This is a genomic window from Agaribacter flavus, from assembly GCF_042646125.1.
Lineage (GTDB): Bacteria > Pseudomonadota > Gammaproteobacteria > Enterobacterales > Alteromonadaceae > Glaciecola > Glaciecola flavus.
Genome location: NZ_JBHRSW010000004.1, coordinates 418,389 through 440,709, shown reverse-complemented (window position 1 = coordinate 440,709; position 22,321 = coordinate 418,389). Strand labels below are relative to the sequence as shown.

General features: G+C 42.4%; 20 protein-coding genes and 3 tRNA genes. 17 read left to right on the top strand and 6 right to left on the bottom strand.

The window, feature by feature from the left end:
- Window positions 1-262: 262 nt before the first annotated feature.
- From ACFOHL_RS01975 to ACFOHL_RS01910, 14 genes are all read left to right on the top strand, one after another.
- Entirely contained in the window at window positions 263-715 is a 453-nt protein-coding gene (locus ACFOHL_RS01975; RefSeq protein ID WP_376918513.1) for a regulatory protein RecX, read from the top strand.
- A 92-nt stretch (window positions 716-807) separates the two neighbouring features.
- A complete protein-coding gene (gene alaS, locus ACFOHL_RS01970; RefSeq protein ID WP_376918512.1) occupies window positions 808-3,405 on the top strand; it encodes an alanine--tRNA ligase in 2,598 nt (865 codons plus the stop codon).
- Window positions 3,406-3,577: 172 nt separating this feature from the next.
- Window positions 3,578-3,766, top strand: a complete 189-nt coding sequence (csrA, locus tag ACFOHL_RS01965) for a carbon storage regulator CsrA (RefSeq protein ID WP_376918511.1) — start codon at window positions 3,578-3,580, stop codon at window positions 3,764-3,766.
- 173 nt (window positions 3,767-3,939) lie between these two features.
- Window positions 3,940-4,032 (top strand) — tRNA-Ser (locus ACFOHL_RS01960).
- 35 nt (window positions 4,033-4,067) lie between these two features.
- Window positions 4,068-4,144, top strand: a tRNA-Arg gene (locus ACFOHL_RS01955).
- Between the two features lie 31 nt (window positions 4,145-4,175).
- Window positions 4,176-4,252: transfer RNA gene (locus ACFOHL_RS01950), tRNA-Arg, on the top strand.
- Window positions 4,253-4,480: 228 nt separating this feature from the next.
- A complete protein-coding gene (locus ACFOHL_RS01945) occupies window positions 4,481-4,729 on the top strand; it encodes an OadG family protein (protein ID WP_376918510.1) in 249 nt (82 codons plus the stop codon).
- Between the two features lie 8 nt (window positions 4,730-4,737).
- Window positions 4,738-6,540 (top strand): sodium-extruding oxaloacetate decarboxylase subunit alpha, encoded by a 1,803-nt coding sequence (gene oadA / locus ACFOHL_RS01940; protein WP_376918509.1) that lies wholly within the window; start codon window positions 4,738-4,740, stop codon window positions 6,538-6,540.
- A 5-nt stretch (window positions 6,541-6,545) separates the two neighbouring features.
- Window positions 6,546-7,679 carry a sodium ion-translocating decarboxylase subunit beta gene (locus tag ACFOHL_RS01935; protein WP_376918508.1) on the top strand — a complete coding sequence of 378 codons (1,134 nt, stop codon included), beginning with the start codon at window positions 6,546-6,548 and terminating at the stop codon, window positions 7,677-7,679.
- A gap of 105 nt (window positions 7,680-7,784) precedes the next feature.
- Entirely contained in the window at window positions 7,785-10,745 is a 2,961-nt protein-coding gene (locus tag ACFOHL_RS01930) for a hypothetical protein (protein ID WP_376918507.1), read from the top strand.
- 77 nt (window positions 10,746-10,822) lie between these two features.
- The gene (locus ACFOHL_RS01925; protein WP_376918506.1) at window positions 10,823-11,791 is read left to right on the top strand and encodes an SPOR domain-containing protein; all 969 of its coding nucleotides are present in this window, start codon (window positions 10,823-10,825) and stop codon (window positions 11,789-11,791) included.
- Complete coding sequence (locus ACFOHL_RS01920) at window positions 11,792-12,247, top strand: hypothetical protein (protein ID WP_376918505.1); 456 nt, start codon at window positions 11,792-11,794, stop codon at window positions 12,245-12,247.
- Window positions 12,248-12,270: 23 nt separating this feature from the next.
- Window positions 12,271-13,089: a hypothetical protein gene (locus tag ACFOHL_RS01915; protein ID WP_376918504.1), complete on the top strand. Its 819-nt coding sequence runs from the start codon at window positions 12,271-12,273 to the stop codon at window positions 13,087-13,089.
- 161 nt (window positions 13,090-13,250) lie between these two features.
- Entirely contained in the window at window positions 13,251-13,946 is a 696-nt protein-coding gene (locus tag ACFOHL_RS01910) for a hypothetical protein (RefSeq protein ID WP_376918503.1), read from the top strand.
- Window positions 13,947-14,062: 116 nt separating this feature from the next.
- On the opposite strand, the gene ACFOHL_RS01905 is transcribed toward ACFOHL_RS01910, so the two are convergent.
- From ACFOHL_RS01905 to pspF, 6 genes are read right to left on the bottom strand one after another with little or no spacing between them, the layout of a single operon-like run.
- A complete protein-coding gene (locus tag ACFOHL_RS01905) occupies window positions 14,063-14,845 on the bottom strand; it encodes an ATP-binding cassette domain-containing protein (protein WP_376918502.1) in 783 nt (260 codons plus the stop codon).
- A 2-nt stretch (window positions 14,846-14,847) separates the two neighbouring features.
- Window positions 14,848-15,876 (bottom strand): oligopeptide/dipeptide ABC transporter ATP-binding protein, encoded by a 1,029-nt coding sequence (locus tag ACFOHL_RS01900; RefSeq protein WP_376918501.1) that lies wholly within the window; start codon window positions 15,874-15,876, stop codon window positions 14,848-14,850.
- Window positions 15,876-16,769 (bottom strand): ABC transporter permease subunit, encoded by an 894-nt coding sequence (locus tag ACFOHL_RS01895; RefSeq protein ID WP_376918500.1) that lies wholly within the window; start codon window positions 16,767-16,769, stop codon window positions 15,876-15,878. Before ACFOHL_RS01895 ends, ACFOHL_RS01900 begins: the two co-directional genes overlap by 1 nt.
- A complete protein-coding gene (locus ACFOHL_RS01890; protein ID WP_376918499.1) occupies window positions 16,756-17,787 on the bottom strand; it encodes an ABC transporter permease subunit in 1,032 nt (343 codons plus the stop codon). The genes ACFOHL_RS01895 and ACFOHL_RS01890 overlap by 14 nt, the downstream gene beginning before the upstream one ends.
- Window positions 17,780-19,411 (bottom strand): ABC transporter substrate-binding protein, encoded by a 1,632-nt coding sequence (locus ACFOHL_RS01885; RefSeq protein WP_376918563.1) that lies wholly within the window; start codon window positions 19,409-19,411, stop codon window positions 17,780-17,782. Before ACFOHL_RS01885 ends, ACFOHL_RS01890 begins: the two co-directional genes overlap by 8 nt.
- 22 nt (window positions 19,412-19,433) lie before the next feature.
- Complete coding sequence (pspF, locus tag ACFOHL_RS01880; RefSeq protein WP_376918498.1) at window positions 19,434-20,549, bottom strand: phage shock protein operon transcriptional activator; 1,116 nt, start codon at window positions 20,547-20,549, stop codon at window positions 19,434-19,436.
- 212 nt (window positions 20,550-20,761) lie between these two features.
- Between pspF and pspA the strand changes: the two genes are divergently transcribed.
- From pspA to pspC, 3 genes are all read left to right on the top strand, one after another.
- Window positions 20,762-21,469: a phage shock protein PspA gene (pspA, locus tag ACFOHL_RS01875; protein ID WP_376918497.1), complete on the top strand. Its 708-nt coding sequence runs from the start codon at window positions 20,762-20,764 to the stop codon at window positions 21,467-21,469.
- A gap of 73 nt (window positions 21,470-21,542) precedes the next feature.
- Window positions 21,543-21,782 carry an envelope stress response membrane protein PspB gene (gene pspB / locus ACFOHL_RS01870; RefSeq protein WP_376918496.1) on the top strand — a complete coding sequence of 80 codons (240 nt, stop codon included), beginning with the start codon at window positions 21,543-21,545 and terminating at the stop codon, window positions 21,780-21,782.
- A complete protein-coding gene (pspC, locus tag ACFOHL_RS01865) occupies window positions 21,779-22,243 on the top strand; it encodes an envelope stress response membrane protein PspC (RefSeq protein ID WP_376918495.1) in 465 nt (154 codons plus the stop codon). Before pspB ends, pspC begins: the two co-directional genes overlap by 4 nt.
- Window positions 22,244-22,321: the final 78 nt, after the last annotated feature.

Genomic DNA, 22,321 nt, shown 5'->3' with positions numbered 1-22,321 from the left:
GAATCAATTGACGTCAAGCCACGGGAGATATGATAAGACGGGGGGAGGTAAGGCATTGCAAAATATATTTTTCAAGGAAGAAAAATATAAGCGTACATGGATGTACTTGCAGCGTTTTTGCAATGCCTTACCTCCCCCCGTCTTATCATATCTCCCTTGGTTATCATTCTGTCTTAGGTGTCTGCACGACACGCTGCCCCTTGTATTTCGACTATCATTTCTTCTACTATTGTTAAGATTTTATCGATGTTGGCACAACTTATTGAACGAAGAAGAACAAATTAAAAAGGCAAGGTACAAAGTTACGCAACTTTTGTCGCGTCGAGAACATTCGGTTTCAGAGTTGGTCCAGAAACTTAGTACGACGGGTATTCCGATGGCTATTGCCGAGGATGTCGTGTCACAGTTTACGGCCAAGCACATTCAGTCTGATTTGCGTTATGCCGAAAGTGTCGTCAACAGCGCTTTCAATAAGGGCAAAGGCACCCTGTACGTTGCGCAAAAATTGCAAGCCAACAACATTGAGTTTTCCTCAGTCCAAACATACATTCAAGAAGAAGGGTTTGACTGGTATGCCTTGGCGGCTGAAGTAAGGGCAAAACGCTTTGGTGATGATTTACCCACTGATTGGTCATTGATTCAAAAACAAAAGCGATTTTTGGCACAACGAGGATTTGAGCACGAACAAATCAATACTATATTTGGCAGCCTCTAAATTTACTTAAAAACTAAGCCACATCATGCTATCTTTGCGCGGCGTAAATAGAACCTAAAACAGAACCCAAATTTTTTTTCATAGGAAGATACATGACACGTTCCACCGCTGACATTAGACGCGCCTTTATTGACTTTTTTCAGGCAAATCAGCACCAAGCTGTACAAAGCTCTTCTCTAGTGCCACATGACGATCCGACCTTGTTGTTTACCAACGCGGGTATGAATCAGTTTAAAGATGTCTTTTTGGGCATGGATAAGCGTGATTATACACGTGCTGTATCGTCTCAGCGTTGCGTTAGAGCCGGTGGTAAGCACAATGATTTGGAAAATGTCGGTTATACAGCAAGGCATCATACATTCTTTGAAATGTTGGGTAACTTTAGTTTTGGTGATTATTTTAAAAAAGACGCGATTCGCTTTGCATGGACTTTTTTGACCGAAGAATTGGGCTTAGACAAAGAGAAGTTACTCGTCACGATTTATCACACAGATGATGAGGCATTTGATATTTGGCACAACATAATTGGTCTGCCAGAGAATAAAATTATACGCATAGCGACGTCAGATAATTTTTGGTCTATGGGAGACACCGGTCCTTGTGGCCCTTGTTCCGAGATTTTCTATGATCATGGCGAACACATCTGGGGAGGTCCTCCAGGATCGCCTGAAGAAGATGGGGATCGCTTTATCGAAATTTGGAACTTGGTATTTATGCAGTTTAACCGCCAAGCTGATGGTGAAATGTTACCACTTCCCAAACCCTCAATTGATACAGGGATGGGCTTAGAGAGAATTTCGGCTATTTTACAAGATGTGCATTCCAATTACGAAATTGACCTCTTTCAAAGCTTGATCAAGAGCGCAGCGGCAATCATTGGCACCGATGACATCACGAGCAAAAGCTTGCGTGTTATTGCCGATCATATTCGTTCTTGTAGCTTCTTAATCGCTGATGGCGTGATGCCGTCGAACGAGGGAAGAGGTTATGTGCTGCGTCGTATTATTCGACGAGCCGTGCGCCATGGCTATAAACTGGGTTGCGAGAACATCTTTTTCTATAAGCTAGTGCAAACCTTGGCAGACGAAATGGGGGCGGCTTACCCTGAACTGACTAGTCAACAAGCGATGATCGAAAAAGTGCTAAAACTTGAAGAAGAGCAGTTTTCAAATACCTTAGCTCGAGGGATGGGTATTTTAACTGATGCACTGAAGTCTTTAGAGGGCGATAAAATACCAGGTGAACTTGCATTTAAACTTTATGATACCTATGGGTTTCCAGTTGATCTCACCAACGACGTAGCAAGAGAACAAGGTTATGAAGTTGATCAGGCAGGCTTTGAAGTCGCCATGCAAAAGCAACGTGAGATGGCTCAAGCGGCTGGGAAATTTGGTGCTGATTACAATAACGTGATCAGAACAGAAGTGGAAACCGAGTTTACCGGCTATGAACAAGTCAATGGTACGGCAAACATTAAGCAAATTGTCGTTGACGGGAACAATGTGGACAGTGCCACCGATGTCGATGCAACGATCATTTTTCAACAAACGCCTTTTTATGCAGAGTCGGGTGGTCAAGTAGGTGATACCGGCAACCTTGAAGGCGAAAACGGCAGCGCGACTGTTGAGGATACTCAAAAAGTAGGCAGTGCCTTTGCCTTGAACGCGCGTGTTAAAGGGACATTGTCGGTTGGTGACAAACTCAAGCAGTGTGTAGACACAACTAGGCGAACAGCGATCAAGTTAAATCATACAGCAACGCATTTACTCCACGCCGCGTTAAGACAGTTGTTGGGAGACCATGTCACGCAAAAAGGCTCACTTGTTGACCCAGATAAATTGCGCTTTGACTTTTCACATTTTGAAAGCATATCCAGCGAACAACTCACAAACATTGAAAATCTTGTGAACGCACAGATTCGACAAAATCACGCGCTGCAAACTACTTTAATGGATTTAGAGTCTGCTAAGGCCTCTGGGGCGATGGCACTGTTCGGCGAGAAATATGATGACGATGTGCGTGTAGTAAAAATGGGAGAGTTTTCTACCGAGCTCTGCGGTGGTACGCATGTAGCGCATACCGGTGAAATTGGTGTGTTTAAGATCGTGTCGGAAGCCGGTATTTCTGCTGGCGTTCGGCGGATTGAAGCGGTCACTGGAGAAGCTGCCTTAGATTACATGCAGTCGGAGAGTGACCTGCTGTATTCTATGGCGAGTTTGCTGAAGTCAGATAAAAAATCCTTAGTTAGTAAGTTACAACAACAGATCCAAAATACTAAAAATTTAGAAAAAGAACTCAGTACACTAAAACAGAAATTGGCGGGACAAAAGTCAAAAGACCTCTTGGACGCGATTGTTGAAGTAAAAGGTGTAAAAGTATTGGTTGCTGAATTAGAGGGCGTTGAGCCAAAATCACTCCGCACTATGCTCGACGACCTTAAAAACCAAATAGGTAGCGGTGTTATTGCTCTGGGATTAAAAAACGGTGAAAAAGTAAACTTGATTACTGGTGTGACTAAAGATTTAACGGCGAAAGTTAAAGCGGGTGAGTTGGTCAATCACTTGGCCGGTCAAGTGGGCGGAAAAGGTGGTGGTCGTCCTGATATGGCACAAGCTGGTGGGTCTCAGCCAGAAAATTTGAGTAAGGCATTGAGCTCAGTTGAGAACTGGCTTACTAATTGCTTAGACTAAAGTTGTAGTTATTTACGTAAAAAAATTGACGTTTTGCGTATTTATTCAGGTAAAGGGCAATTGCGAGCGTTATTTCGTGGTTAAAAAGCTCGCAATATATTATAGTTATGTTACACAGAAAAAATGGCCGAGGCACATACATATTTAAAGGCCAAAATTAAAGGAGCGATACATGCTTATTTTGACTCGCAGGGTGGGTGAGACATTAATGGTTGGCGACAACGTGACAGTGACTGTTCTGGGTGTAAAGGGCAATCAGGTGAGAATTGGTGTAAATGCACCCAAAGACGTGTCAGTTCATCGTGAAGAAATTTACATGCGAATACAAGCAGAAAAAGGCAATACCAAAGCGGTAGGCTAAATTGTCTTTCTGATTCGAAAAAAAGCTCAGCACTATGCTGAGTTTTTTGTTTTTACAGCTTGTAAAATTAGCCAATAATCCCCGCTTGTTCAAAAAAATATCAAACAAGACAAATCTCTCCAAAAAACCATTGACTTAATCCAATGATTCAGTAAACTTGCGCCCCACATTTAGGAGAGGTGGGTGAGTGGCTGAAACCAGTCCCCTGCTAAGGGACCATACAGTTTGTAGCTGTATCGAGGGTTCGAATCCCTCCCTCTCCGCCATTTTAAAATGGTGTGAAGGTGTAAGTTTGTACAGCGCGTGCGTAGCTCAGCTGGATAGAGTACCTGGCTACGAACCAGGCGGTCGGAGGTTCGAATCCTTCCGCACGCGCCAACTTACAACATAATTGCTAAAAGTTTACAGCGCGTGCGTAGCTCAGCTGGATAGAGTACCTGGCTACGAACCAGGCGGTCGGAGGTTCGAATCCTTCCGCACGCGCCATTTATATCAAACCACCCAATCGGGTGGTTTTTTTATGCGCTAATATTTCAGTCGTTCCCCAACTTCTTTGTATTGGGAGAGTGCGGGTAAATTTGCAGTTAAAATCAATAAATATGCGTAAACTTCCAGCTTTTGTTCGTTATCTTGACTATTTTAATTGTGTTTTTTATGTTCGCATGATATTTAGTGTGTCACTTTTTTGACACTACAATCAGTTAAGGAATTAACATGGCTGAACAACTCACTGAAGCAGCTTTATTATTGGGTGTAGGAATGGCAGTAGTATTTGCGTTCTTAGTACTCTTAATTGGCGGAATCAAAGTGATTGCAGCTTATGTTAAAGCATTTCCGGGTGAAAGCGCTGAGCAAAACAATAATATACCTATGCCTGCTTCACCTGCGACGACAGAATTACATCCTGACCTAGTGGCCGCGATTAGCGCTGCAGTTCACGCCCATCGACTCACCAATAAGTAGGAATATTTATGTCAAATCCATTAAAGTTAACGGAGCTTGTGCTGCGTGATGCACACCAGTCTATTTTAGCCACTCGCCTGCGTTTGGAGGACATGCTGCCGATTGCCAAGCGCTTAGATGAAGTTGGGTATTGGTCGGTCGAGTCTTGGGGTGGCGCGACATTTGATGCATGTATTCGTTATTTGGGTGAAGATCCTTGGGAACGTATTCGTGCCCTAAAAGCCGCAATGCCAAACACCAAACAACAAATGTTGTTGAGAGGGCAAAATTTGTTGGGCTATCGTCACTATGCCGATGATGTCGTCGAAAAATTCGTTGAGCGAGCACATGCCAACGGCGTCGATGTATTTAGAATATTTGATGCAATGAATGATGTGCGCAACTTGCAAACGGCTATCGCCAGCACTATTAAAGTTGGCGCGCACGCTCAAGGCACCTTGTCTTATACCGTTAGCCCTGTGCATTCTTTGTCATTTTGGCTAGATATGGCTAAACGACTTGAAGATATGGGTGTACATTCTATTTGTATTAAGGATATGGCGGGTTTGTTAAAACCCTACAATTGTGAAGAGTTGGTGAGCGAACTCAAACGTACCGTAAAAGTGCCAATTGCGATGCAATGTCATGCGACTACTGGCTTGAGTACTGCTACGTATCAAAAAGCGATTGATGCAGGTATTGATATGCTAGATAGCGCCATTTCCCCCATGTCGATGACATATGGGCATAGTGCTACCGAAACAATGGTGTCTATTGTTGAGGGAACGGAAAGAGACACGGGGATAGGTTTAGATGGCCTTGCCGATATTGCCGCATACTTTAGAGATATCAGAACTAAATACGCGCAATTTGAAGGTAGTTTAAAAGGCGTTGACGCGCGCATTCTTACCGCTCAAGTGCCAGGTGGTATGCTGACCAACATGGAAAGTCAGTTAAAAGAGCAGGGTGCGGCAGATAAGTTTGATGAAGTCTTAAAAGAAATTCCTCGTGTACGAGAGGATCTAGGTTTTATTCCACTAGTAACACCTACCTCTCAAATTGTCGGTACACAATCTGTCATTAATGTACTTACAGGTGAGCGTTATAAGTCTATTTCAAAAGAAACTGCAGGTGTGTTGCGTGGCGAATATGGCGCAACTGCAGCCCCTGTAAATGCTGAGTTACAAGCGCGCGTACTAGATGGTAAAGAGCCAATCACTTGCCGCCCTGCAGACAACATAAAACCTGAACTGTCCGAGTTAGAAGAGGCATTAGATACCCTTGCTAATGAAAAGTCTTTGCGTATTGCCGAAAACAAAATTGATGATGTATTAACCTACGCGCTGTTCCCGCAAATTGGCCTCAAGTTTATCGAAAACCGTGATAACCCGAGTGCATTTGAACCTGCACCGGGCTTAGCAGAAAGTGAGATTGACGCAAGTTCAATGGCACCGGTGGCTGGCGACCCTGCCAGCTATGATATTCGTGTTGATGACAAGGTTTATCGCGTGGAAGTAGCCGGTAGTGGTGAAATTGCGTCTATTCAAGCTGCTACGGGAGCGCCGGTTTCTCAGCAAAGTGCGAGTTCCGCATCTGCTCCCGTGGCGCAAGCTTCAAATGCCCAACCAATCAATGCACCATTGGCCGGAAACATCTTTAAAGTGATGGTTTCGGCTGGTCAGCTCGTGAACGAAGGTGATGTTATTCTTATTCTAGAAGCGATGAAAATGGAAACAGAGGTACGCAGTTCTGTTTCTGGCACTGTACAGCAATTGTCTGTCAAAGAAGGCGATGCCGTGCAGTCTGGTCAATTGCTGATGACATTAGGGTAAGCCGCATGGAAAAGTTAATGACCTTGTGGCAAAGCACATCGATTCCACATTTTGAACTTGGGCAAATAATAATGATGATTGTAGGCTTGATACTTTTGTATCTTGCTATCGTCAAAAAATTTGAGCCTTTGCTATTGGTGCCAATTGGTTTTGGCGCTTTGTTGACAAATATCCCATCTGCTGGTTTTTCTGAACCCGGTGGACTATTGTATTTCTTATATAGCGCTGGTATTGCCGATACGCCGCTGTTCCCACTATTGATTTTTATGGGTGTAGGCGCAATGACGGATTTTGGCGCACTTATCGCTAACCCTAGAATGCTATTGTTAGGTGCAGCGGCGCAATTCGGTATTTTTGCGACACTATTTGGTGCCATATTGTTAAATGGTATTCCCGGTTTCAATTTTACCTTACAAGACGCTTCTGCGATTGCTATTATCGGTGGCGCGGATGGTCCTACAGCAATATTTTTGGCCTCCAAACTGGCGCCTGAGCTACTGGGGGCAATTGCTGTAGCTGCTTATTCATACATGGCTTTGGTTCCGATTATCCAGCCTCCGATCATGAAAGCATTGACTAGCCCAGAAGAGCGGAAACTAGAAATGAAACAATTACGTGTGGTATCCGCGCGTGAAAAAATCATATTCCCGCTTGCGGTACTCATTTTAACACTGATTTTCTTACCGGCTGCTACACCTCTTGTGGGTATGTTTTGCTTTGGTAATTTATTAAAGGAATGCGGTGTGGTTGATAGACTCAGTAACACTGCTCAAAACTCCTTAATCAATACCGTGACGATTTTCCTAGGGCTATCTGTTGGCTCCAAGTTGTCATCCGAGGCATTTTTGACGGTGGAAACACTCGGTATTTTGGCGCTTGGTGCGGTGGCTTTTTCTATCGGTACGGCAGCAGGCGTAATCATGGCTAAAATCATGAATAGGCTCAGTAAAGAAACCATCAACCCTCTCATTGGTGCTGCAGGTGTGTCTGCTGTTCCTATGGCAGCTCGGGTTGTCAACAAAGTTGGTTTAGAAGCTAACCCTCATAATTTCCTCCTTATGCATGCCATGGGGCCAAATGTTGCCGGTGTACTCGGTTCGGCCGTTGCCGCTGGTATTTTGTTGGCGCTTGTAGGCTAGACGCCAAGTACTTATTTGGAGCAAGTTTAGGCTTGCTCCGCATTCTTTTATCACTGGTCTGGTAATTGCTTATATGTTTCGAATAGTTTTTATTTTGGAACATTGGTGTACAGCAATAACCTTGTCAAGCTTTTAACGTTTTTAAAAATTAGCGTATTTATCTGCTTGAGCAGTTTCTTTCTTTTATCAGAAATATCGGCTCAAGAAGCCGGCGCCACCTTGCCTGAATCTTCTGAGGAAGAGTTTTTATTGGCCGGTAGGTTTGAAGTTGGTGAAGTTTTATTTTTTGACGTGCGAGTAGCTAAATATAGATTTGGTTTTGTTCCGGCTGTCGTTACAGAGAATGGTTTGGCTTTTGATTTTGAGGTTTACCTTAGTTCTCTTAACCTTCCCATAAATATCGAGAACGAAACGAAAGCGTATTCAGGCTGGTTTATTGAAACCTCAAATACCTTTTTTCATGACTCTCTGAGTGCGAATAACACAGATATATTTGTGGTCGCAGGAGAAAAATTTGAATTTCCGACATCACATAGCTTTTACCTTGACGATACTTACTACGTGGGTGAACAAGTACTCAGTGAGGCTATGGGCTTCAGTCATGAATATGACTTCGACTCACTTATTTTGACCCTTACGTCAAAAAAAGCTTTGCCGTTTTTACAGAAATTAGCAAGACAAAAGCGCGGTATTGCTTCTTTGGGATCGCGTGATTCTCAATATGTCAATTTGCCTCGTTCATATGAATTATTGTCGCCTCAAATCTTGGACACGAAGATAAGTGTGCTTCACCGCAAAGATTCGGACCAAACACGAGCGAACTATTCGATAATTGGAAGTAGGGATATAGCACTCGTAAACTCCAATATTTATATTGCGGGGAATCAAGATGATACCGTAAGTGATGTTCGCGCCACATTCACAAGACAATCACTTGAAGCAAATTTATTGGGCCCTTTGAATGCTAGAAGTGTCGAGTTTGGTGATATCAGGCCAGTACGACAGGCAACAACGAGAAGTAACGGTGAATCAAGAGGTATAAGGGTGACAAACGCAGAGGAGTTGTCATCTATCCAAAATGAAGTGACCAATATTCAAGGGGATGTGCAAGACGGCTGGGACGTCGAGTTATACAGAAATGGTGTGTTAATTGGGCAGGAATTTAACGTAAGCGGCGGGCGTTATAACTTTTTGGATATCCCTCTTGTTTTTGGTGTCAATAACTTTGAAGTTATTTTATACGGCTCTGAGGGGCAAATAGTAACCCGAAATTTTAGCAAAATTGTCGATAAAAATAGCTTTAGTAATAGCGCCTTCACCTATGATGTATCATTAAACCAAAACAATGAATCATTGTTTGGCGTTAGGGAGTTCTCACAAGAGTTTGAAAATGATTTCAATCTTTCAGCTCAATTCAGGAAAGGTATCTCTAGTGGTACGCAGTTGAGTGCGGGGTTTCAGTATGACATCGGTGATGAAACAGGACTGGGTTCAGCTAATGTAGGTGTCAATGCGACACTTACTGATGAAGTTCTAGCAAGCGCATATTTGATTAAGAATTCGGATTCAACATCAATATCGAGCAATGTGCGAACATTTGCATTGGGTCATGCTATTTCGTTGGATGTGTCCAGAACACAATTCGAAACCGATGGCTTGTCTGCCCAATCAAAATTTGGCTTGCAAACAGTGGGTAATGTTAAATTAACAAAGTCTCTCAGACTTCCGATTCAAAATAGACTGAGTTACGAAAAACGGGACAAGTTAAGCGAATATCAGTTTAGTAACAGCGTAGGTCTAAATATGCGATGGATCAGCTTGTTCAACAATATTACGTTCAATCAGGTAGAAGACGAGTTCAACAATAAAACCGTCACTAATATTGGTGCGTTGACTGCGCAAACGACACTCAATAAATTTCATGTCAGGCTAGGCTATAATTATGATATTGAAAACAAGTTTACGCCAGTATCATATTTAGCGGCGGTAAACTGGGCTATTTCAAATAGTCTTAGAGCAAGATTAAACTACAATCACGTCGTCGATGAAGAGCTTGATAGAGCCGATTTTCTTCTGAGTTACATCAACCCGAAATGGGACTTAAATACGAGCATACAGTGGTCTGAGTTAGTCGGTTGGACTTTTGGACTCTCCGCGCGTTTCAGTATCACTGGCATGGATGTTAGCTACGATAACAACTATCAAGATCGCCTCCCCCTGACCAAACGGGGTTCTATTGCTGTTCGGGTGTTTGTTGACGAAAATTTGAATGCCGTATACGACAAGGGAGAGCCTATTGTCTCCGGTGCAAAAGTACGCGCGGTTCAGGCTAGAAGGGTGGCGAAAACTGATGACAATGGCATTGCAGTATTGTCTAGTATTCCCAACCAAGTAAAGAGTGATATTGTTATCGACCGTGACTCCCTGCCTGATCCTTTTTTGGCACCTATGGTTCCTGGGGTATCCATAGAATTTCGCAGTGGACTTGTTGATAAGCTAGATTATCCTTTGGCGGAATCTTCGGAGCTGGAAGGGCTCATTAGTATTGTCGACGGTGATAGAGTAAAAGATGCCAGAAATGTTAGAGTAGAGCTCTCTCGTCATGGAAGAATTGTTGATTCGGTGACAACAGAAATTGATGGCTTTTATTTGTTTAAAGATGTACTGCCAGGAAAATACAAAATATCGATAAATGAAGATTCTCTCAATACGCTAGATATCGCTGAAGCGCCCTCCATTTCCGTGACAGTGGGTAAACAGTCAGACATTTTATCGGGTAATAATTTATCACTTAAAAAGCGCCGATATGTAAAACAGCTTGCATTGAGCTTAGGCCAGTTTAACTCAGAAAAAATGATGAATGTGTATGCAGAGCTTATTATTGCTCGCGCTAATATACATGTTTTCAAGCAGTTTACATCTGATGGCAAATATCGCTTGCTGAGCGGGAATTACTCCTCGGATCAAGAAAAAGTAGCGAGCATTGATTGCCTTAAACTCGCAAACTTGAACATCCCTTGCGAAATCGCTGAAATAGACGTACCAGTGGGGAATAGCGCGAACTAAATTCTCAATGTAGATTGGCTTAGTACTTGCTAATAAACAAATTAGTAACCGTAATTAGTCAAAATTTGGACATTGTGATGAAGCGACTACATTGGCTATCTTGTTTTTTATTGGTATCAACTACAAACCTCACGGCTTGCATGAGCTTATCCGATATTCCCGGTGCGTCGTACTTTGGGCTGGAGAAGAACAATGCTGATATGCTTGAGGAAAGTGGTTCCAAAGTTATTCGCTTCGAAGAATTTGACGATATCGATGATGCTGTGGAGACCGCAGAAGTCAAAGAACTCGAGAAACTGCTTGCAAACTATCGCAACGAATGGGAGGAGTTAAAGCCCGCAATTAATCGTGTTTTGTTAATGGAAGAAGACTTGGGTTTTATGATTGAACACCTAGGGACTTTGAATACCATGCCAGATTATAGACGCACATTTGCAGTTTCAGAGACGAGTACTCCCTCTCTTGCTCCTGAGCTTAATAGTACTTCAACAGAAAACAACAATTTTCAAACGCCTGATTCTAGTATAGATAAAAAGTTTTCAGGTAATAGACCAATAGCGCAAGCTGTCAAACCAATCATGAGCGCAGGCTCAATTAATGCCTCTAAGTTTGGACAGGCAGATGCAGATAGAGCCGAATCGGCAACTATTGCAGAAATAGACAAAAAGTTTTCTTCCTTGCCAAATAACGCAGCTCGAAATGAACGGCAGCTATTCTCGGCTGCTGCAAATCCTGACAAATCGATGGGCAACGAAAAATGCGAGCAATATGACTCAGTTTCAGAAAATAGCTTTGCCATACACCTTGCGTCATACAGCAAACAAAGTTCAGTCAACGATGGTTGGAAAAATTTGAGTCAAAAACTTGAAGATGTGAGATGCAATAAATTTCCCATCGTCGAAAAAGTAGTGGTCAATGATAAAACCTTTTACAGTTTAAGAATGGGGCCGTTCAACGATATCGACGAGGCTAAACAAGCTTGCTCGACAGTCCGGCAGTCTGCTGGTTATTGTGGCGTCGTCAAGTTTGGTGGAGAAAGGCTATAAATGCGTGTGTTCATATTCGCATTGATATGTTTGCTGTGTGCGTCGGGTAAAGCTCAACTACTCGAAGTCGATCCTGTTGACATGGGCACCGTGGCATTGGCAGACAACAATAGTGTGCAAACTTTAAGTATCGATGTGTTTGGGAATGTGGTGAACAGTGGTGGGTTTAGAGTCATTATTGACGGGCAACCTGGATTGTACAGAGCCACCAACCTGCTTCCTAACGTGTTATACAACGTAACTGTCAGTGTACAGAATGCCACCATGAACCCAAATCAGGCTTCGTTAGAGTTCTTTGTATTTGATATACCGAGTTACGACCAGCAGGTACTCACTGATGTGAATGGCGAAGCAGATATACGGGTAGGGGGCAGAATCACGACTTCTGGGAGTGGTGGTCGAATTTTTGCAGAGGCTCCACATGTCTCAGCTATACAAATAACGATTGGTTTTTAATTTATTATACGGATGACAAAAAAATGCGATTTACAATACTGATGTTGAGTGTAATAACGTTTTTTACAACTTATAAAGCACACGCTGACTTATTAATTACACCAACCTTAATTAAGTTTGAAGAACGAGATAGAGTAAAAGAAGTTATTTTGCTAAATACTTCATCAAGTACCCGCAAGTATACTGTTGAATGGTTGCAACAAGAGCAAAAACCCGGCGGGCAATACCACGTAATGAGTGAATCACAGCTTGAAGAATTTTCTACTGCGAGTGAATATCTTCGCGTCAGTCCACGACGTGTAACGCTTGCGCCGGGCGAAAACCAACGGGTTAAATTGTTGTTAAGGCGCAGTGCTGATATGAAAAAACAAGAATATCGTTCGCACCTAAAGTTTACAGCTCTTCCTACTGAAACCGAAGAGGAGGAGAGTGTGACATCCGGAGTTGCAATACGTCTTAAATCACTTATTAGTTATTCGATACCGGTAGTGTTGAATTTTGATGGAAAAAAAGACGCAGACTTAAAAATAGAGCAAGTGAACTTTTTACCTAGTACCGGCAATAGTAGGCATGGAAATATCTATGTTAGTTTCCAAAAACCATTGGGCAACAGTGTATTTGGTGATTTAGTTGCGAAGTTTAAAAAGGACGGCAGCAGTGAATTTGTGCCGGTTGGCTTTTTAAACGGTGTAAATATATTTCATGAAAACGAACAAGCCGAACGTTTGATTAGTTGGTCACAGAACGTTCCTGTAGAGCCTGGTACACTGAGTGTTGAATTTAATTCTTTGGGGAATGGAGGGCGGTTTGTCGTTGCAGAAAAACGTATTGCGTTAAATTAATTCAAAATTTTGTATAAAGAAATCTTCCAGTGTGACGATACAGTCAATGTAGGCGCTATTAGCCTCTTAGTGATGGGAATGTTTCTCATCGTTAGGGACAGAGTTGTCGCGAGTTAACTTGCGTTGCTGTGTCAAATAAATTAGTAATGTTGGAGATATCCATGTTTAAACGCAATCATTTATATACGGCAGTAGTAGTTGGTGCCCTTGCAACCTGCTCTTCTTTGACTATGGCACAAGAAACCGTCAACTCTACCGCAACTGTAATCGTACAAAACGCTTTCACCTTAGCAGAAACAACACCAATTGATTTTGGTACGTTGAGAGTGACACAGGGCGCAGCACAAACTGTTACCGCTGGTTCGGCAACGCTTACTTACGTAACTATCCCTGGCGATGGTTCACCTGTCACTACTCAGACTGGTACTACTGCAGGTGGTTCAGCATCCACAGACGGTCAAACTTCGTCAATTGTTGACGGTGCACCCGCTGAGTATGCAATTACTGGCGCAGCACCTTTCACAGCACTTACCATTTCAGTTGGAACGGGTGCAGACGAAGCGCTTACTGCAGCGGCAACTAACCGAATCACTGGTATGAACGATACTAACCTTGTAACTCCAGGTGGCAGTGCTTCTGAATTCTTTACTCTATATGCAGCAGCTACTGATGTATACGTTGTAGGCGGCGCTAATGACGGCGACCAATACAATGCCACTACACCAAACCTAACTACTGACACAAATGGTGATGTTGGTTTCACGGTTGGTGGGATCTTAGCATATAACGGAGCGGCTACTGCAAGCCCTAGAGATGGAACTTACACTGGTTCATATTCAATTACTGTGAGCTATTAATTCGCATTTAAACGTTTAAATGCGTTTGTAACGACGTCATTCAAAAAGCCAGCGTTTTACGCTGGCTTTTTATTGTTCTGTAAAAATATTCTGCAAAAGTGTTCTGCAAAAAGCACTTATGCATTCTTTTGATCAAAATGCTTATCTACCAGACTCATGTGAGCTTGCACCAGCTTTTGTGTCAGCAATGTGCGAGGATTAGAGAATACAGCTTCCGTCTTTCCTTGCTCAATGATGACCCCCTTGTCCATAATCAATACGCGATCACTGATATGTCTTACGATACCGATATTGTGAGAGATAAAAACAAAGCCCAAGCCGAGATCGGCTTGCAATTGCAATATTAAGTTTACGGTTTGCGAGCGTACCGAAGGGTCGAGCGCCGCAAAGGGCTCATCTGCAACAATGATTTCTGGATCAAGGATCAAGGCTCGCGCCAATGCCACACGTTGTTGTTGACCATCGGATAGCATGTGGCGATAAAAGTGGTAGTGTTCACGAAGCAAACCAACTTTTACCAGGGTGTCTTCAATTTTTTCTCTTCGTGCTTCTTCCTTTAAATCACTATTTAACCTGAGTGTTTGATGCAGAATACTGCCGACTGACAATGCTGGATTTAGCGCATCGGCGCTGTGTTGCAAGATCATCCGAATCGTATTGTGACGTTTGCGGCCATCTTCGGTGTCAGCAATGATTATTTCACCTGCTTCTGGATTGATTGCCCCAGCCAGTAATTTAGCTAGCAGGGATTTGCCTGAACCATTGTTGCCTACAATGGCAATGGTTTCGCCTTGCTGCATGTTAAAACTAACAGGCCCAAGATGAAACTGTCGGTCTTTTGCAAAGAGTTTCCCTTTTTGAAAATACGTATATTCAACATTTTTGACTTCAAGAAGCATATTTATAAACTCACCACTTTAATCGATTTTCTCTTTGCACTCTTGGGTAGGTGTAAGGGAAAATGACAGCTATACAAGTGGTCTTGAATGCTGCGAGGAGAGGGCACAATAACACATTCTTTTCGTGCATTAGGACAACGTGGCCCCAGTCGACAACCAATTGGCAAGTGCTGTAAGGTAGGGATCGTACCATCCAAGGCAACTAATTTAGACTTGGGTGCCAGCGATACTTGAAAGCTTGGCGCACTGTCTAGCAGTGCTTTTGTATAAGGATGGAGCGGCCGCTTTAGCAAAGATTTGACTTTCCCTGATTCGACCGTTTGACCACAGTATAATACGGTCATAGAGTGCGCCATACTGGTAATCGCAAGCAAATCGTGACTGACAAAAAGTATCGCGAGTTTTTTAGTCTTATTGAATTTGAGCAATAGGCGCAATATTTGTGTTTTGGTTGCGCTTTCCATTCCGCGAGTTGAGTCATCTGCTATCAGTATTTTAGGCTCGGATGCGAGCGCCATAGCAATCATAATTTTTTGGCAAACGTCAGCAGGTATCTCATGTGGATAGCAATTCATATAGCGGCCGTGGTTTTTAATACCCACGCGGTGAAGTAAACTAATGGCTAGCGCTTCACGTTGTTTACTTTGCTGCCAAGGCCAAGCTTTTTCAATAAATTCGTCTGGGATACTTTCTTTTATTTGCTCTTTGATTTTGACCGATGGATCCAGTGCAGATGCAGGCTCTTGAAAGACGACAGCAATTTCACGTCGCATTATTTGCCTGCGTTGTTCGGGAGACATGTCTTGCATACTTTTACCTTGGTAGGTAATTCTGTCGGCTTTAATCGACCAAGTGTCAGGGATTGCCCCTAAAATCGCACGTACTATCAAGGTTTTGCCAGAGCCTGATTCACCTACTAACGCTTTTATTTCGCCCTCATCTAAACGCAAGTTGACCTTGTCTAATGCTTTGACCGTTTCGTCACCCGTGTCGATAAACAGTGTTAGATTTTTAATTTCCAGTAAGGCCATTAGCGAGACAACCTATTTCTCAAAGCAGAACGAAATCCTTCTCCGACAATATTTACACTGAGTACCATTAAAAATATACACAGTCCAGGTATAAACACGAGCCATGGCGCAACATAGGCAACATCTAAGCTTTGTGATAAGAGTAAGCCTAACTCAACACTGGGGTCTTGTGCGCCTAAGTTTAAAAAACCGAGAGCAGAAACATCGATAATCGCGACAGATAAGGCCAAGGTAGCCTGAATCACGATTAACTCAACCATGCCAGGTAAGATTGAAAAAGCAAATATTCTGAATGGTCCAAGCCCGTCAAGCTTGTCTAATACAATATAGTCCTTTTGCAGTTCTGTTTTGACAAACGTGCGTGTTTGATGAACAAATTGGGGGATCAGAGCCAAGGTAATCGCCATCATACTATTGAACAAGCCAGTACCCATAATGGCGACAATAACAATCGCGATTAGCAGGGTAGGGATGGACATGATTGAATCGAGTAAATGATTGACCACGCTTGAGCGTACGCCACTTAGCACACCCGCCAGCGCGCCAATACTAATCCCAATAAAAACAGCGATAAGTACCATAAATATGCTACTGCCAAACGTTGTTCTACAGGCGTACAAAAGACGAGAAAACACATCACGCCCCAAACTATCAGTGCCAAACAAATGATTAATTGTGCCATTAGGCTCCCAAGACGGTGGAAGCAATATTGCGTTGGTGTTTTGGATGTTTGGGTCATACGGTGTGATAAAAGGGGCAATTAGTGCGATAACGCAAAACATCAACAGTATAAAAAATCCAACGAGGGCAATATGGCTTTTTTTAAATTCCAACCAAACATGCATCAGGGGCGAAGGATAATATTCTTCTTGATATAGGTTAAACCGTTGCATGCTGCCCCCGTTCACGTCTTGGATCGATTGCTCGGGTTAAAAATTCTGTCGATATGGTTAGCATCATTACGAATAGAGACACGACCAGCATGCCCATTCGAATTGCTGGATAGTCTCGCTGATAAATGGCTTCAATTAACCACTTTCCAATACCCGGCCATGAAAATATCGTTTCAACAATCATCACATTTGTAATCAACGTGGAAACCTGTAGAGCCAATATCGGCAATATGGGAATAATTGCATTTTTTAATCCATGCTTAAAAAATATCTGACTTTGCGTAAACCCTCTACTTTTTGCGGCGATGATGTATTCTTTTTCCATCACGTCCATAATACTTCTTCTTATGAATCTAACAAACAATGCTGTTGATACAATGGCCACTGATATCGTTGGCAAAATTAAATGTTGAAATGCGTTTTTAAAAGCCAAGCTTTTATTTTGGATATCTGACAACCATATATCGATGAGTAAGAAGCCAGTCACTGGTGGGATTTCGAATAAAAGGCTAATTCGACCTGAGGTGGGTAGCCATTCTAACTGCAAGCAAAAAAGAGTGATAAAGATGAGTGCCAGCCAGAATACCGGAAAAGAATAACCGACAATAGAAAACGTGACGACCGAAAAATCAAAGGGGTTGTGATGTTTAAGTCCAGCAATAAATCCAAGAGGCAGCCCAACGACGATCGCCAGTACTGAAGCATACACGACAAGTTCTAAAGTGGCCGGAAATGTTAGTTTTATTTCATCGAATAGATTGAGCTGTGTCCTACTACTTACTCCCCAATTCCCCAGAAACAAATTGTCGATGTAAAGAGCAAATTGATGAAAAATCGATTGATCCAACCTGAATGCTCGTTCTAATGCGGCTCTTTGCTCTGGCGAGTCTGGCGTGATGCCTGAAATGTTGATTAGCAGATCGCCTTGGAAAACGAAGGGCAGCAAAAAAGATAATGCAACCAGGGCAAATACGGTCAAGACAATAAGATTGAGATATCGAATGGAAAGCCTAATCATTTAGACTGTCCTTTGTGGACTTTGAAATACTTTCAAATTGGATGCCACCATAAGGGTTAATTTGCATCCCTTGAATTTCAGCACGAACGGCTTGATATTGGAACGCGTGAGCAATGGTCACTAACGGAAGTTGCTCAAAAATAAGTGCATTTGCTTGATGGTATATTTTTTTCCGGTCTTCCACTATATCGGTTAGGATTGCCTGTTCAACCAGTTCATCGTATTTAGTATTGCACCACATCGCACGGTTAGTGCCTGATGGAATAGCCTCACAGCTTAACAACGGTCGATAAAAATTATCAGGATCGCCATGGTCGGCGTTCCATCCGATGAGTACACTATCGTGCAAGCCGTCTCGTAGACTGCGCCTAAAAATATTCCAGTCTTGGCTTACAATACTTGCTCTTACACCTACGTCAGCCAAATATGTTTTAATAAGTTGTGCCATTTTCGCAGCGTTAGGATTATAAGCGCGCTGCACGGGCATCGCCCAAATATCCATCGAAAAGTTGTCGGGTATGCCCGCCTGCTCAAGCATCTCTCGTGCTCGAACAGGGTTGTAACCCAGTTCGTCCGCACTCGATTGGTAAGCCCATGAAGCCGGAGGAACCAAGCTTTTGGCTCGCATAGCTTGCCCCAAATATACGGCTTCAATTATTGAAGTCTTATCAATTGCCATTGCGAGTGCTCGCCTTACAGCCGGATTATCAAAGGGAGCCTTGCTGGTGTTGAAAGCCCAATACCCGACATTTAATCCAGGCTTTTCTAATAGTCGAAGCTCTTCTTTTTCTTCGATCACTGCTAAATCACTTTGTGAAGGAAAAGCGATCACATCGCACTCACCCGTGATCAATTTTGCCATACGCAATGAACTTTTCTGCGTGATGTCAAATACGATTTGTTCAGGTCCAGAGCTTGGCGAAAAATAATTTGGATGACGGATATAGCGGATAAATTGATTTTGGCGATAATCGACAAATTTATAAGGACCCGTGCCAATTGGGAATTTATCTAGTCTGCTTGGTGCGCCTTGCTCCATTAATTTTTGTGCATATTCTGCGGACAAAATGACGGCAAAGTCTGTTGCAAGATTAGCTAAAAATGAACTGTCGGGTTTATACAGTGCAATTTCTACTCGGTAACCATTTATTCGTTTTACATGCTTTACGCGCTGATACAGTCCTAAACTATCAAAATAAGGATATAAGCCTCCTCCAATATCGTGATAGGGGTGGGCACTGTTGCGCCAACGCTCAATGCTAAAAATGACGTCATCAGCATTAAAATTTCGAGTAGGCGAAAAATAGTCAGTCTGGTGAAACTTCACTCCTCTTCTCAATTGAAATGTGTATGTCAGGCCGTCACTACTGACCAACCAACTGCTTGCCAGGCTTGGCTCAATGCGTCCATTTTCAGGATTAAATTCGAGTAAACGGTCATACAATTGGTGGGCAGTTGCGTCTGCTGTTGTGCTTGACGTGTCGAGTTGCGGATTAAAGCTACCGGGGTTGCTCTCAGAACAAAAAGATAGACTGTTACTACCGATATTTTCAGCTTGCTTTTGACAAGCGCTTGTTAAACAAGCAAGCGACAAACAAAGTACAGTTAGCAAACGATTCTGCATAATGTGATGGCAATGGTGGATTTTAGTTTTCACTGTTTTCCAGCAAATTATACTTTTTTAAATAGCCTCTAAGTTGATGATACGTCAAAGAAAGTTTTTCTGCAGTTTTTTTCTGATTAAATTGTGAGTCGGCAAGTGCCTGTTGGATCAGATCTATTTCAAAAGACTGGGATGCTGATTTTAGATCAATCGGGAAACTAAAGTTCGGTTTGGGTTCTTGAATATCTGCGCTGGTTGTAATCTCATCGTCGTTTGGCTTTGAACGCTTGTCAATCGTGGCAGTTTCGTTATTTGCAATCGCTGGTGGTTCTTGATTATCCTTTGTTTCTACATTACTTACGGCTTTAATCCGTTGTTTAGGGCGGTATTTCGATTCGAAGGGGTCAATCACAATATCATGAACCGGAATACTCGGCGAATTCCTGTAAACTGCGCGTTCTACCACGTTTTTTAATTCTCTAATGTTTCCTGGCCATTCATAATCGAGCAGTGTTTGCGTGGCTTTTTTACTGAAACCGCTAAAAAATTCATGCGAAAGCTCACGTGTCATATTGATTGCAAAGTGCTCAGCAAGGGTCATTATGTCTTCGCGTCGCTCTCGCAGTGGTGGGATTGTGACGACATCAAATGCTAATCGATCCAGTAAATCTGCCCTAAACTCCCCTTGTTCTGCTAAGCTTGGCAAATCTTCATTGGTGGCCGCAATGAGTCGGACATCGACTTTAACCGTGCGGGTTCCACCAACACGTTCAAATTCACCATATTCTATTACACGAAGTAGTTTTTCTTGAATAAGTGCAGAAGTATTGGCGAGTTCATCCAAAAATAATGTGCCGTTATGCGCATACTCAAATCTGCCTTCTTTTCTTTTGGAAGCGCCAGTAAAAGCACCAGATTCATAACCAAAGAGTTCACTTTCGAGTAAGTTGTCGTTCAAAGCCGCGCAATTGAGTTTTACGTAATTCTGTTCCCAGCGTTGAGATAAGTAGTGCAGACGTGCAGCAATCAACTCTTTGCCTGTACCTCTCTCGCCAATAACGAGTACAGGTTTGTTGAGCGGTGCTAATTGAGATATTTGCTCTAAAATTTCTAGAAAGCTGTTCGCTTGTCCAATTAAGTTGTCCGATTTAGAAAACATCCCCACGCTTTTTTCCTTAAGAGTTGGTCAAATTCACTAAAATCTAGTCTACTTTAAAATGGAAATAATTCGAAGGGTAAATTATAAAAATAAAAAATATATAAATTACAATGGCATATGTCGATATTCTCCGTTGGCAAGCTATTTGAATAAGAGTGAGTAAGTTAATTACTTAAGCTGAAACAAAGGCATTATCAAAAGAGGTGACAACTATGGGAATTTTTTCACGTTTTACCGATATCATCAATTCAAACATCAATGCTTTATTGGATAAAGCAGAAGACCCTGAAAAGATGGTTCGTCTTATTATTCAAGAAATGGAAGATACGTTGGTAGAAGTACGCAGTGCATCAGCAAAAACAATTGCGAGTAAAAAGGAAGTGACGCATCAAATTAATAAATATTTGAGCGAAGCATCTGAGTGGGAAGCGAAAGCCGAATTAGCTATTAGCAAAGACCGTGAAGATTTGGCTCGCGCTGCACTGCAAGAAAAACAGAAGTCGACAGAAGCTGCCGAATCTTTACAAAACGAACTAAGGCTGATTGAAGATGAGTTGGCTAAACTGCAAAGCGAAACTGCACAGTTACAAGAGAAACTTGCAGATGCGAAAAGTCGTCAGAAAACAATTATTATGCGACAGAAGACGGTGAGTTCAAGACTGCAAGTAAAAAAGCGCTTAGACTCCTCTGTTGTTGATGAAGCAATGGGGCGTTTCGACCAATTTGAACGTAAAATAGATGATTTGGAATCACAAGTAGAAGCTTATGATCTCGGCAAAAAGAGCTTAAAAGACGAATTTGCTGAGTTAGAAGCAGATGGAAAAATTGATGACGAATTGGCTGCATTGAAGAAAAAAATGCAAAGCCAATCAAAGCCTGCTGACGTGACTGAAGTTAAGCCAAAAGCAAAAAAGGCCTAGTTGATTAATGTGAATTGAGCTTACATAATTGTGAGCTCAACTCTTTAGAAAAGCGAACTTGGGGAGAGTTCAAATGGATGAGTTAATCGTTATCTTTATGGGTGTGCCATTTATTATTTTTATGATTTTTGTCGCACCTCTTTGGTTATTTTTTCACTACAGAAGTAAAAGGGCACTATCAGAGGGATTGTCCGAGCAAGAGCGTCAGATACTAGACAATCTAATACAACGCGAAGAACAGATGTCAGATAGGATTAAAACTCTCGAAGCTATACTGGATGCGGAGTCACCTTCGTGGAGGGATCGCGCATGAATGCAAATAAAAAACTGTACAGAATCCCAAAGCAAGGCAAAATTGCTGGTGTATGTGTAGGGATTGCTGAATTTTTCGGAATAGAAACTTGGTTAGTAAGAATTTTAACGGTAGCTGCTTTTTTATTGATTACTGGGCCTTTTATCTTTTTTGGCTATATTGTGTTGTGGGCAATACTCGATAAGAAATCGGATAATACGGATAACCCGCAAGCGGGCAGTAAAGGTTACACGGCGTCGGGTAGCGCACAAGGCAGCTATGCGAGTAAAGGGTATGTTAATCGAAATAGCGAGACTAAAGTAGAGGTCAAGCACGCTGTGTGGCAAGCTGGGCAAACACCTAAAGAGGCCTTCAAACAAATACAACAGCGCTTTATTCGAACCGAAAATAGATTGAGAAAATTAGAAGGATTTGTTACCTCGAATGAGTTTCAAATCAACAGAGAACTAAACAAGCTTTAATTCTTATCGCCCATGCTCTGCACAATATCTGCACAATAAAAGCACTGCAAAATACAAATGTGCCAATCTGTTGTGAGT